Origin of the sequence: Actinomadura sp. RB99 (assembly GCF_014706005.1) — a bacterium.
In the GTDB taxonomy this organism is placed as follows: domain Bacteria; phylum Actinomycetota; class Actinomycetes; order Streptosporangiales; family Streptosporangiaceae; genus Spirillospora.
Genome location: NZ_JABMCA010000010.1, coordinates 1 through 12,295, shown reverse-complemented (window position 1 = coordinate 12,295; position 12,295 = coordinate 1). Strand labels below are relative to the sequence as shown.

Sequence of the window (12,295 nt, the reverse complement as noted above, 5' to 3'; positions counted from 1 at the left end):
CACCGGGTTCGGGACGAGGTCCGAAGGGCCTTACGCGGCCATCCGGCTCGCGGTCAGTTCGGGGAATAGCGCTGGCCGCGTGCCACGAGGGGGTAGAGGCGGGAGCCGTTGCGGGGGCGCGCGGCGCGGTGGTGGCCGTCGACCGCGGCCTCGACGATCTGGTCCTCCGCGCTGAACGCGCTCTCCATCACCGCGATGAACTCGGTGTTCGGCGGGTGGACGCGGGCGGCGGCGTTGGCGGTGCGGCGGATGAGCACGCGCGCCCCGCTGCGCAGCGCCGACTCCAGGTGCCGGACGTCCTGGCCCGCGCGGGCCTCGTGGGCGCCGAGGCGGCGGAAGTGGTCGAGCGCGGCGCCGCGGTCCTGCGCGCCGGTGTAGACGGTCAGCGCGTCCCGGACGAGGGTGAGGATCATCGCCGCGCTCAGGCCCGTGTACGCGGGGACGCGGCCGGCGATCTCGCCGACGATCTCGGCGGTGATCTCGTCCAGCCGTTCGGCGAGCAGTTCGGTCACGGGGTTCATGGCGGCGTCCCTCATGCTCCGTCGTCGCGTCGATCCGTCCCGCGCGTCCGCGGTGGGAATATGTTACTCACGCGTAGGCCGGATGTACCGCCCTAAAAAGGAGATCTCTCGCCAACTCGCTCCCGATCAGTGCGCGGGGGCGTGCGTGCGCGCGGTGCGGAAGGTGTGCCGGTAGGCGGACGGGGGGACGCCGATCGAGGCGACCAGGTGCTGGCGCAGCGACGCCGACGTGCCGAAGCCCGCCTGCTCGGCGATGCGGTCGACGGGCAGGTCCGTGGTCTCCAGCAGGCGGCGGGCCAGGTCGACGCGCTGCCGGGCCAGCCACTGCCCCGGCGTCATCCCGACCTCGTCGCGGAACCGGCGGGAGAACGTGCGGACGCTCATCCGCGCGTGCCGCGCCATCTCGGCGAGCGGGATCGGCCGGTGCAGCTCGCCGAGCGCCCAGGCGCGGGTCGCGGACGTGGCGGCCGCGTCCGGCTCGGGGACGGGACGCTCGATGAACTGGGCCTGGCCGCCCTCCCGCCACGGCGGCACGACGCAGCGGCGGGCGACCCGGTTGGCGACCTCGCTGCCGTGGTCGCGGCGGACGAGGTGCATGCACAGGTCGATCCCGGCGGCGACGCCCGCCGAGGTGAGCACGTCGCCGTCGTCCACGAACAGCACGTCGGCGTTCACGTCGACCTCGGGGAACAGCGCCTTGAAACGCTCGGCCTCGGCCCAGTGCGTGGTGGCGGGCCGGCCGTCGAGGAGGCCGGCGGCGGCGAGCAGGTAGGACGCGGTGCAGATCGACACGATCCGGGCGCCGGGTCGGAGCCGGGAGAGCGCGTCGGCGATCGGCGGCGGGCACCCGGGCGCCACGGCGGGGCCGCAGCCGAACGGCGGGATGACGAGCGTGCCGGCGGTCTCGATGATCTCGTGGCCGTGCTCGACGGCGATCGCGAAGTCGGCGCTGCTGCGCACCGGGCGGCCGTCGATCCCGCAGGTCAGCACCTCGTAGAGGGGGGCGCCGCCGGGGCCGGTGGCCGAGCCGAAGATCCGGACCGGGATGCCGAGCTCGAACGGGTACACGCCGTCGAGCGCGAGGACCACGACACGGTGCATGGCCGGAGTCTTTCATGCGGCAGGATCTGGCCACAACGTGACTCCGCCGTCTGCTGCACGTGCATATGCACTTGCCACTACTATCCCGCTGGCAGGATCCCCACCCCCGAGGAGCGGTGTTGAGCGCAGGGCAGGAGCCGGGGGCGGCCGGGCCGGGGACCGGGACCGTGCACGGCCCGACGGCGCGCCGCATGCTCGTCGGCGCCCGGCTGCGCGGCCTGCGGGAACGCAGCGGGCTGAGCCGCGACCAGGCCGGCTACGCGATCCGCGGCAGCGCGTCCAAGATCAGCCGGATCGAGCTCGGCCGCACCTCGTTCGCCCGCCGCGACGTGGCCGACCTGCTCACCCTCTACGGGGTGCCGGACGGCGCCGAGCGCGAGGAGCTGCTCCGCCTCGCGCGGGAGGCCAACGAGCGGGCCTGGTGGCACCGGTACGGCGAGCTGATCCCGCCCTGGACGCACCGGTTCCTCGACCTGGAGGGGACCGCCCGCGAGGTCCGCGCCTACGAGCCGTGCCAGATCCCCGAGCTGCTCCAGACCGAGGAGTACACGCGCGCCTGCCTCGCGATCCGCGACGGGATCCGGGAGGGCGACCGGCGCATCGAGATCGACGAGCGGGCCGCCGTCCGCCGGCTGCGCCGCCGCCGGTTCGCCGACGACCCCGGCCGCACGCTCGCCGCCGTCGTGGACGAGGCGGCGCTGCGCCGCTTCGTCGGCGGGCCCGAGCTGATCCGCGGCCAGCTCGGGCACCTGGCCGCGCTCGCCGACAGCGGCCGGGTCGAGCTGCGGATCATCCCGGTCGGCGGGCGCCCGCTGCCGCTCGCGCACGGCTTCTCCATCCTGAGCTTCGCGGGAGGGGCGCTCCCCGACGTCGTCTACCTCGAGTTCCTCACGACCGCGCTGTACCTGGACAAGCCCGCCGACGTCGCCGCCTACACGGCCGCCTGGGACCGCCTGTCGGCCGCCGCGCTGCCGCCGGACGAGGGCCGCGCCCTCCTCGCCCGCCTGCTCGACCGGCTGTGACGGCCGCCCCGCCGGATCCGGCGCGGGTCAGGCGGGCGGCGGGTTCGCGGCCGCGCCCTCGGTGCTCAGCAGGACGACCGTGTCCCCGGGCCCGACGCCGAGGCCGGGCAGCGCGGCCCGCACCCCCGCCAGGGCCGCGGCACCGCACGGACCGGCGGAAACGCCCAGCGCGACCAGCTCGCGCGCGGCGTCCGCGACGGCCGCGTCCGCGACGCTGACGGCCGCGTCCACGCCCGCCCGCAGGTACGGCCAGGCCGACGAGGACGGCGTGGCGCAGTTCAGGCCCGCCATGGACGTCGCCCCCGTCTCCACGGTGACCAGGCGGTCGCCGAGCAGGCTCGCCAGCACGCACGGCGCCGCGTCCGGCTCCACGGCGAGCAGTTTCGGCGCGGACGCGCCCGACCGGTAGTGCACCACCGCCGCCTGCGCCAGCGACCCCACCCCCACCGGGACCGCCACGATGTCCGGTGATCCCGCGCCGGCCGCGCGCAACTGCGCGTCGATCTCGGTGAAGAGCGTCGAGTAGCCCTCCACGATCCACCGGGGCACGCGCTCGTAGCCGGGCCAGGCCGTGTCCTGGACGAGCAGCGCCGACGCGTCCCCCTCGGCGGACTCGGCGGCCCTGCGCACCGCCGCGTCGTACGGCGCGCCGACCCGCACGACCCGGGCGCCCTCGCCCTCGATCGCGGCGAGCGCCACCGGGTGGACGCCGTCCGGCACGAACACCTCCGCCCGCGTCCCGAGCATCCGCGCCATCGCGGCGACGGCCCGCCCGTGGTTGCCGTCCGTCGCGGTGACCAGCCGGAACGCCCCGGCGCGGGCCCGCAGCGCGCCGATCGGGTCGGCCGCCGGGACGGGGACGCCGAGCCGGTCGCACAGCGCGCGGCACACCCCCCACGACGCGCCGAGGATCTTGAAGGCGGGCAGCCCGAGGCGGGACGACTCGTCCTTGACGAACACCCGCCCGGCGCCGAGGCCGGCGGCCGGCTCGGGCGTCTCGACCAGCGGTGTCGGCGCGTATCCGGGCAGCGCGGCGTGGAAGGCGGCGACCTCGCGGGAGGCGGGCGGGCACCTCCAGTCCCGGGCGGCGGGACGGGAGAACCAGGAGGTCCGGGCGAGGGAGGCGGGAGAGGCGGGAGCCATGGGACCACGTTTCCGCACTCGCGATCCATCGGTCCAGCGAATCTTTCCGAGCGATAATCATCGGAAGGATCGACGAATCGGAGGGCCATGCTCGACCTGCACCGGCTGCGGCTCCTGCGCGAGCTCAAGCACCGGGGGACCCTCGCCGCCGTCGCCGAGGCGCTCTCCTACAGCCCGTCGTCGATCTCGCAGCAGCTGTCGGTCCTGGAGCGGGAGGCCGGCGTGCGGCTGCTGGAACCCGTCGGGCGGCGCGTCCGGCTGACCGCGCAGGCCGAGATCCTCGTCGCGCACACCGAGGCCGTGCTGGAGCGCCTCGAACGGGCGGAGGCCGACCTCGCCGCGTCCCTGCGCGACATCACCGGCGTGCTGAGCGTCGCCGCGTTCCAGACCGCCGCGCTCGCGCTCGTCCCCGGCGCGCTCAGCGCGCTCCGCGACGCCCATCCCGGCCTCCGCGTCGAGATCACCCAGCGGGAGCCCGAGAGCGCCCTGCCCGCGCTGCTCGCCCGCGACTTCGACGTGGTCGTCACCGAGGAGTACCCGGGCGACCCGCACCCCCGGCCGTCCGGGGTCGAGTACGAGGAGCTGGGCGAGGACGAGATCCGCCTCGCCCTGCCCGGCACCGTTGCGGAGAACACCCTCCCGGAGAACGCCGTCGCGGCGGACGTGGGGCTCGCCGACCTCGCCGGCGTGCCGTGGGTGATGGAGCCCGCCGGGACCGCCGCCCGCGCCTGGGCCACCCGGTTGTGCCGCGACGCCGGGTTCGAACCCGACGTCCGGTTCGAGTCCAGCGATCTGCTGCTGCACCTGCGGCTCGCCGAGCGCGGCCACGCCGCCGCCCTCCTCCCCGGCCTCGTCTGGACGGACCGCCCGCCGACGGTCGCGATGGCGCCGCTGCCCGCCGGGCGGCGCGTCCGGCGGCTGTTCACCGCGACCCGCCGGGGCGGCGGCGCGCACCCCGCCGTCAGGGCCTTCAGGGACGCCCTCGCAGGGGGTACGGGATTTGCGGGCTCCGACTAGCCTGGATGTGTGCATAACGCGCCGTGCTAGGGAAAGGCTCCTGGTACGCGGAGCTCAGCGCGCACGACGGCGCCGGCCGGCCGGGGCCGTCACGACCGAAACGAAGCGTCCGGCGGCGCGGGCCCGGCACAGGGCCGCGCCACGCCGGCTCCCTGAAGATTCCTGAACCCCGATCCCGGAACGCCGTCGCCTACGGGTGTTCCGGGGGTGACCCGCACCTCCGAATGGGTGTTCTCCCCGATGGCGATGATTCCGCCTTTCCGGCAGAGTCGTAGTCGGCAGCAGGGGGACGAGGCCCCCTCGTAGGAAGAAGGCACACGATGTCGAACATGCCGCCCAATCCCTCGATGACCGCCACCGAACTCGCCGGGATCCTCTTCAGCTCCGGCCTGCAGGCCTCCGACCACCCCACTCCCGAGCAGGTCCGCACCGTGGTCGCGGCCCTGTCGCGCAGGTGCGGCGACGACCCGTCCGCCTGCGCCGCCCGCGTCGCCCAGGAGGCCGGCGACCACCCCGACACGTTCGCGGTCCGGATGCGGTGGGCGCTCGACACCGTCCACGACGCCTACGGCGACATCACCACCGCGGCCTGACCACCGCGGCCTGACCACCGCGCCCGACGGCCGAGCCCGACCGCCGCGGCCTGACCACCGAGCCCGGCACCGGGCCGGGGACCCGCACCGACAGCAGGGAGGGACCGCCATGCGCTCCACCGCCCCGCGCACCCGCTTCGCCGAGAAGCGGGAGGACATCGTCCCGCGCACGCTCCGCGACCTGATCGCCGCCGACGCGCAGCGCCTCGACGAGGACGGCCGCCAGCACCGCAAACGGCGGATCATGCCCGTCCGCCGCGTCACCTAGCCCCGTGCACGACCGATGATCATGGGCCGGGGGGCGGGCGCTCCCCGGCGCGCGAGCGGAAGGTGCGGCGGTAGGTGTCGGGGGGAACGCCCACCGTGCGGTTGAAGTGCCGGCGCAGCGTCGTGGCGGTGCCCATGCCGGTGGCCGCCACGATGGCGTCGATCCCGTCGTCGGTCGTCTCCAGAAGCTGCTGGGCGTGGCGGATCCGCTGGGCCAGCAGCCATTGCAGCGGCGTGGTGCCGGTCGCCGCGCGGAAGTGGCGGCCCAGGTTGCGCTCGCTCATCCGCGCCCGGCGCGCCAGGTCGGCGACGGTCAGCGGCCGGTCCAGCCGCTCGATCGCCCAGGGGAGCAGGCCGGCGAGCGGGTGGTCGCCCGGATCGGGGACCGGGGCGGTGACGAACTGGGCCTGCCCGCCGTCCCGGTGCGGCGGCACGACCAGGCGGCGGGCGACCGTGTTCGCGACCGCGGAGCCGCGGTCGAGGCGGACGAGGTGCAGGCACAGGTCCATGGCGGCGGCCTTGCCCGCCGAGGTCAGCACGCTGCCGTTGTCCACGTAGAGGACGTCCGGGTCCACCTCGACGCGCGGGTAGCGCTCGGCCAGGGTCCGGGTGTGCGCCCAGTGGGTGGTCGCGCGGCGCCCGTCCAGGAGGCCCGCCGCGGCCAGCACGAACGCGCCCGTGCAGAGGGAGGCCACGCGCGCGCCCGCCTCGTGCGCGGCGCGCACCGCGCCGACCAGGTCGGCGGGCGGATCGACGTCGGTGTCCCAGCCCGGGACGATCACGGTGTCGGCGTCCGGCAGCCGGTCGAGGCCGTGGTCGGGCTCCAGCCGGAACCGGCCGGTCCGCACGGGCTCCGCCCCGCAGACGACGAGGTCGTACCAGGGGCCGGGCACGCTCGGCGGTGCCGAGCCGAAGACCTCGTAGGCCAGGGACAGCTCGAAGTGCAGCATCCCCTCGGCGGCGGCCAGCGCGACGGTGGTCATGGCCGGAATTGTATGGGTAATGGCGTTCCGGACACTCACACCGGGACGGCCGCGCTCGCCAGGATGGTCCACGACGGATCGCAGCAGATCACGAGGTGGACGAACGATGGACAAGGTCGCGGTGTTCGGTGCGTACGGGCACACCGGACGGTTCGTGGTGGACGAGCTCCAGGCCCGCGGGTTCGTCCCGATCCCGTCCGGCCGCGACGCCGGCAGGCTGGCGCCGCTGGCCGCCGCGTCCGGGCTGGAGGCCCGGCCCGCCTCGGTGGACGACCCGGCCTCGCTCGACCGCGCGCTGGCCGGTGCGGCGGCCGTGGTGAACTGCGCCGGGCCCTTCGCCGCGACGGCGGCGCCGGTGATCGAGGCGGCCCTGCGCGCCGGGATCCCGTACGTGGACGTGGCGGCCGAGATCGAGGCCAACGCCGACACGTTCGCCCACTTCGCGGGGCGCGCTGGCGGGACGCCGGTCGTCCCGGCCATGGCCTTCTTCGGGGGTTTCGGCGACCTGCTGGCCACCGCCGCCCTGGACGGCCGGACGGAGGCCGACGAGGTGCACGTCGCCTACGGCCTGAGCGGATGGCACCCCACCCGCGGGACGCGGGCCGCGGGCGCGGTCTCCCGGCGCCGCCGCGACGGTCGGCGCGTCCGCTACTCGGGCGGGCGCCTGGAGTACCGCGACGACGAGCCGCCGACCCTGGAGTGGCCCTTCCCCGCCCCGATGGGGTCCAGGACCGTCATCGGGGAGTATGCCATGGCCGACGTCGTCACCGTGCCCAGCCACCTGGCCGTCCCCGAGGTCACCACCTACATGACGGCCGAGGCGGCCAGGGACATCGCGGACCCGGGCACCCCGGCCCCCGCCCCGGCCGACGAGCGCGGCCGGTCCGCGCAGACCTTCCTCGTCGACGTGATCGTGCGCTCGGGCGGCACCGAACGGCGCGCCGTGGCGCGGGGCCGCGACATCTACGCCGTGACCGCGCCTCTCGCCGTGGAGGCCGTCCACCGCCTGCTCACCGGGCAGGTCAGGACGGCGGGCGTGGCCTCCGCCGGCGCGATCTTCGACGCGCCGGGCTTCCTCCGCGCCCTGTCCTCCCACATCTCCGTCGACCTGCCCGCGTAGCGCGCGCCGGTAGCGCCTAGTGGTGCTTCACCTTCACCTTGGTCTTGTGCTTCACCGTCGTGTGGTGGTGGTGCACGACCGTGGTGTGGTGATGGTGGCCGCCGCCGCAGGCGGTCAGCCCGAGGCCGGCGAGCAGGACGGTCGCCGCCAGCACGGCGGGACGGGTCTTCGACATGGGAGGCCTTTCGCTCCGGGGGTCCGACGGCGGATCAGACGCGGGCCGCGCCGCGCCCGTTCCGCCCGCGCGGCGGCCCTGGCGGGCCGGAACCGGTCGCGTGTCGTAGCGAACTATGCTTCTCCCGTGACCGAACAGCCTGCGGACGACCAGGGCGCCCCCTCCGCGGACGCGGGCCGGGAGTACCGGATCGGCGACCTCGCGCGCGCCGCCGGCGTCCCCGTCCGGACCCTGCGCTACTACCAGGAACGCAAGCTGCTCCCGCCGCCCCGGCGGGAGGGCCGCGTCGGCCTGTACTCCGACGAGCACCTCGCCCGCCTCCGCATGATCGGCAACCTGCTGGAGCGCGGCCACACCCTGGAGGGCATCCGCGAGCTGCTGTCGGCGTGGGAGCAGGGCCGCGACATCGGCACCGTGCTCGGCGTCGAGAAGGTCGCCACCGCGCCGTGGTCCAACGAGGTCCCCGTCACGATGACGCTGGACGAGCTGGCCGCGCTGTTCCCGGGCGAGGTCGGCCCCGAGTCGGTCGAGCGGGCGCTGGCGTCCGGGGTGATCGAGATCGACGGCGACCGCGTCACCCACTGGAGCCGCCGCCAGCTGGAGGCGACCGTCACGCTGGTGCGCGCCGGGGTGCCGCTCGCGGAGGTCCTGTCGGCGGGGCAGCGGCTCCAGGAGAGCATGGACGAGCTGGCCGCGATGTTCATCCGGCTGATCGCCGACCACGTCGTCGGTGACGTCGGCGAGCAGGACCTCGGCGACCTCACCGAGACCCTCGCCCGGCTGCGGCCCGGCGCGCAGGTCACCGTGGAGGCCGGGTTCGCCCGCGCCATGGACCGGCAGGTCCGCGCCGTGATCGACCAGCTCCTCGGCCGGCTCGCCTCGCCCTGACGACACTCCGTCGCCCTTCCGTCGCGTGTCGTGACCGGCCCGGCGCTTCTTGATCATTAGCGTGGGCGGGTGCCTGGACTCCTTCCGCGGACCCTGGCGGCGGGACCGGCCGCCGCGCTCACCACTACCGCGCGCACCACCACCGTGCTCGCCACCGCCACACTCGCCGCCACCGTGCTCGCCGCCGGTTCCGTGCCGTTCGCCGCCGCTCCCGCCCGCGCGTCGGACGCCCCGGTGTGCGTCTCGGCCCGGCACCCGGTGCTCGCGAAGCGGCTCGGCCGCCGCATCACCGCCGCGCTGGCGGGCCGCACCGGAACCGAGTCCGTCGCCGTCTACGACCGGGAGCGCGGCGTCCGCTGCGGCGTCCTCGCCGGTCGGCGCTACGACTCGGCGAGCGTCGTCAAGACGGCGATCCTTGCCGCGCTGCTGCGCGAGGCCGCCGCCGCGCACCGCCCGCTCACCGCGTCCGAGGACGCCCTCGCCACCAGGATGATCACCAGGTCCGACAACCGCGCCGCGTCCGCGCTGTGGCGCTCCGTCGGCCCCGGCCGCCTGGACCGGTTCCTCCGGAAGGCCGGGATGGCGCACACCGGCCTCGACCCCGCCGGGCACTGGGGACTCACCCGGACCACCGCCGCCGACCAGATCACCCTCCTGCGGCGCCTCACCGAGCACAACGCCCTGCTCACCGACGACGCCCGCGCCTACGAGCTGGGCCTCATGCACCGCGTCATCGCGTCCCAGCGCTGGGGCGCCACCGCCGGGACGCCCGCCGGGATCACCTGGCACGTCAAGAACGGCTGGCTGCCCCGGCACGGCAAGGAGTGGCGCGTGCACAGCGTCGGCGCGTTCACCGGCCGCGGCGAGCACTACCTGATCGCCGTCCTCACCCAGGGCGCCCCGACCATGGCGTACGGCGTCGAGACCATCGAGCGCGTCGCCCGCGCCGTGCACGGCGACCTCGCCCCCGGCAGCCGCGCCGCGATCCCCGGCGGCGTCCCGGACGGCGTTCCGGAGACCTCCGACGGCTCCGTCCCGCCCGGCGCCTGACGCCGGCGGCCGGGGCGCCGCGATACTGGGGGGATGGTCGACGACGAACGCTGGAAGGCGCGGTTCCGCGCCGCACGCATCAGCCTCCCCCGCTGGGCGCGCGACGCCCCGGACCGCAGCATCTACCGCTCCAACGCCACCGGCACCTGGGAGATCTACGCCTGGGACCGCGGCACCGGCGAGCAGCGGCAGATGACGGACCGGCCCAACGGCACGTGGATCGGCACCGTCGACCCCACCGGGGAGTGGGTGTGGTGGTTCGCCGACACCGACGGCGACGAGTTCGGCGTCTGGCGGCGCGTGCCGTTCGGCGGCGGCGAGGACGCCCCCGCCGTTCCCGGGCTGGAGCCGTCCTACCCCGCCGGGCTGTCCCTCGGCGCGAGCGGGCTCGCCGTCGTCGGGCGCACCGGCGAGGACGGCAACACCGTCCACTTCTGCCGTCCCGGCGCCGCGCCGGAGGTCCTCTACCACCATGCCGAGGACGCGCACGTCGCCGCGCTGTCCCGGGACGAGTCGCTGGTCGCGATCGGGCACAGCGAGCACGGCGACAGCCGCCACATGGCGCTGCGGGTCCTCCGCCCGGACGGCTCCGCCGTCGCCGACCTGTGGGACGGCCCCGGCAAGGGCGTCTACGGCATGGGCTTCGCGCCCGTCGACGGGGACACCCGCCTGCTCGTGGGCCACGAGCGCCGCGGCCGCGACGAGATCCTCATCTGGGACCCGGTCGCCGGCACCGAGCGGGAGATCGTCCTCGACCTGCCCGGCGAGATCGGCGCCGGCTGGTACCCGGACGGGACCGCGCTGCTGATCTCCCACAACCACGAGGCGCGCGACGAGCTGTACCGCTACGACCTCGGCGACGGGTCGCTGTCCCGCGTCGAGACGCCGCGCGGCGTGATCGGCGGCGCCGACGTGCGGCCCGACGGCACCGTGGAGTTCTCCTGGTCGTCGGCCGCCGAGCCGCCGGTGATCCGGTCGTCGTCGGGCGCGGTCGTCCTCACCCCGCCCGGCCCCGCCGCCCCGCCGTCCGTCCCGGTGGAGGACGCCTGGGTGGACGGCCCCGGCGGCCGCATCCACGCCCTGGTCAGCAAGCCGGAGGGGGACCGGCCGTTCCCGACCGTGTTCGACGTCCACGGCGGTCCGACCGCGCAGGACGACGACTCGTTCGCCCCCGCCGCCGCCGCGTGGGTCGACCACGGGTTCGCCGTCGTCCGCGTCAACTACCGCGGCTCCACCGGCTACGGCTCGCGGTGGCGCGACGCGATCGAGGGACGGGTCGGGCTCACCGAGCTGGAGGACATCAAGGCCGTCCGGGACTGGGCCGTCGCCACCGGCCTCGCCGACCCGGACCGGCTCGTGCTGACCGGCGGGTCATGGGGCGGGTTCCTCACCCTGCTCGGCATCGGCACCCAGCCGGACGACTGGAGCGTCGGCGTCGCGTCCGTGCCCGTCGCCGACTACGTCGCCGCCTACGAGGACGAGATGGAGGGGCTCCAGGCGTTCGACCGGTCGCTGTTCGGCGGGTCGCCCGAGGAGGTCCCCGACCGGTACCGCGAGTCGTCGCCGATCACCTACGTCGAGCGGGTGAAGGCGCCGGTGCTGATCCTCGCGGGCGAGAACGACCCGCGCTGCCCCATCCGGCAGATCGACAACTACCTCGCCCGCCTCGCCGAGCTGGGCCTGCCGCACGAGACGTACCGCTACGACGCGGGCCACGGCTCCCTCGTCGTCGAGGAACGCATCACGCAAATGTCGGCGGAAATGGACTTCGCCAGGAAACATCTGGGTATGTCGTAACACAGTCGCGGGGACGGGCGTCGCCCCGCCCGCCCCCGCGTTTACAAGATCCAGGACCCGGGCATTCCTCCGATCGGCCGCCACCGAGCGCTGCCGACAAGAGAGAGGGCCGGTCATCGACCGGCGGCCCCCCGGGCGCCGCCGCCCCGTGCGGCGGCGTGCTCACCGCCGCTCTCCGCGCGGAGAGCCGAACCGGGGGGATCTCCATGAACCGGCCGCATGCCGTCCGCACACCCGCGCCCTGCTCGCGCCCGCGCCGAAAACCCGCGTGCACCGCGCTGACCACCCTGCTCGCGACGGCCGCCGCGCTCGTCGCCACGGCCCAGGCCGCTCCGGCGGGCGCCACCGCCCCGCCGCCCGTCCCGTCCCCCGTCGCGGCGCCTCCGCCGCCCGACCCCATTGCGGCAGGGGTCCCTGCCCGCCCGCCGGACGTCTCCGCGCCCGCCCTGTCGCCGACGGCCGCCGGCGGCGTCCCGCCGGTCACGATGGCGTCCGCCGGGGTCATCGCGCCCGCGTCCCGTCCGCCGCTCGCGCCCGGCCGCCCGTCCGTCTCGCATCCGGCCGGCGGAGCCCAGACGCGGCCCCGCGTCCCGTCCCCCGCGTCGGCCGGCGCCGCGA

The 12,295-nt window shown here is 75.7% G+C and carries 13 protein-coding genes and 1 pseudogene; 9 read left to right on the top strand and 5 right to left on the bottom strand.

The annotated features are described in order from the left end of the window. Positions 1-53: 53 nt before the first annotated feature. Entirely contained in the window at positions 54-521 is a 468-nt protein-coding gene (locus amrb99_RS11955; RefSeq protein ID WP_190855987.1) for a hypothetical protein, read from the bottom strand. A 126-nt stretch (positions 522-647) separates the two neighbouring features. After that, positions 648-1,622, bottom strand: a complete 975-nt coding sequence (locus amrb99_RS11950; RefSeq protein ID WP_190855986.1) for a helix-turn-helix domain-containing protein — start codon at positions 1,620-1,622, stop codon at positions 648-650. Positions 1,623-1,741: 119 nt separating this feature from the next. Between amrb99_RS11950 and amrb99_RS11945 the strand changes: the two genes are divergently transcribed. Next, the gene (locus amrb99_RS11945) at positions 1,742-2,644 is read left to right on the top strand and encodes a helix-turn-helix transcriptional regulator (protein ID WP_241755490.1); all 903 of its coding nucleotides are present in this window, start codon (positions 1,742-1,744) and stop codon (positions 2,642-2,644) included. A 27-nt stretch (positions 2,645-2,671) separates the two neighbouring features. Here the strand turns inward: amrb99_RS11945 and amrb99_RS11940 are convergent, their stop codons facing one another. Continuing rightward, on the bottom strand, positions 2,672-3,787 hold the full coding sequence (locus tag amrb99_RS11940) for a pyridoxal-phosphate dependent enzyme (RefSeq protein ID WP_190855984.1): 1,116 nt from the start codon (positions 3,785-3,787) through the stop codon (positions 2,672-2,674). Positions 3,788-3,874: 87 nt separating this feature from the next. On the opposite strand from amrb99_RS11940, the gene amrb99_RS11935 reads away from it, so the two are divergent. The 3 genes from amrb99_RS11935 (at position 3,875) to amrb99_RS11925 (ending at position 5,665) form a co-directional block, all read left to right on the top strand. After that, positions 3,875-4,804: a LysR family transcriptional regulator gene (locus tag amrb99_RS11935; protein ID WP_190855983.1), complete on the top strand. Its 930-nt coding sequence runs from the start codon at positions 3,875-3,877 to the stop codon at positions 4,802-4,804. A gap of 329 nt (positions 4,805-5,133) precedes the next feature. Further along, positions 5,134-5,397, top strand: a complete 264-nt coding sequence (locus amrb99_RS11930; RefSeq protein WP_206699925.1) for a hypothetical protein — start codon at positions 5,134-5,136, stop codon at positions 5,395-5,397. 109 nt (positions 5,398-5,506) lie between these two features. Further along, positions 5,507-5,665, top strand: a complete 159-nt coding sequence (locus amrb99_RS11925) for a hypothetical protein (RefSeq protein ID WP_190855982.1) — start codon at positions 5,507-5,509, stop codon at positions 5,663-5,665. A gap of 19 nt (positions 5,666-5,684) precedes the next feature. Here the strand turns inward: amrb99_RS11925 and amrb99_RS11920 are convergent, their stop codons facing one another. Then, positions 5,685-6,647 (bottom strand): helix-turn-helix domain-containing protein, encoded by a 963-nt coding sequence (locus amrb99_RS11920; protein ID WP_190855981.1) that lies wholly within the window; start codon positions 6,645-6,647, stop codon positions 5,685-5,687. A gap of 106 nt (positions 6,648-6,753) precedes the next feature. Here amrb99_RS11920 and amrb99_RS11915 point away from each other — a divergent pair, with 106 nt between their 5' ends. Next, positions 6,754-7,767, top strand: a complete 1,014-nt coding sequence (locus amrb99_RS11915; RefSeq protein ID WP_190855980.1) for a saccharopine dehydrogenase NADP-binding domain-containing protein — start codon at positions 6,754-6,756, stop codon at positions 7,765-7,767. A gap of 16 nt (positions 7,768-7,783) precedes the next feature. Here amrb99_RS11915 and amrb99_RS50960 read toward each other — a convergent pair whose 3' ends face one another. Then, positions 7,784-7,942 carry a hypothetical protein gene (locus amrb99_RS50960; protein ID WP_241755489.1) on the bottom strand — a complete coding sequence of 53 codons (159 nt, stop codon included), beginning with the start codon at positions 7,940-7,942 and terminating at the stop codon, positions 7,784-7,786. Positions 7,943-8,068: 126 nt separating this feature from the next. Between amrb99_RS50960 and amrb99_RS11910 the strand changes: the two genes are divergently transcribed. From amrb99_RS11910 to amrb99_RS11895, 4 genes and pseudogenes are all read left to right on the top strand, one after another. Next, positions 8,069-8,830: a MerR family transcriptional regulator gene (locus amrb99_RS11910; RefSeq protein WP_347256647.1), complete on the top strand. Its 762-nt coding sequence runs from the start codon at positions 8,069-8,071 to the stop codon at positions 8,828-8,830. Positions 8,831-8,899: 69 nt separating this feature from the next. Continuing rightward, complete coding sequence (locus tag amrb99_RS11905) at positions 8,900-9,880, top strand: serine hydrolase (RefSeq protein ID WP_347256646.1); 981 nt, start codon at positions 8,900-8,902, stop codon at positions 9,878-9,880. A gap of 33 nt (positions 9,881-9,913) precedes the next feature. Then, the gene (locus tag amrb99_RS11900) at positions 9,914-11,677 is read left to right on the top strand and encodes a prolyl oligopeptidase family serine peptidase (protein ID WP_190855979.1); all 1,764 of its coding nucleotides are present in this window, start codon (positions 9,914-9,916) and stop codon (positions 11,675-11,677) included. 206 nt (positions 11,678-11,883) lie between these two features. After that, positions 11,884-12,295, top strand: a pseudogene (locus tag amrb99_RS11895) (hypothetical protein); the annotation flags it as partial.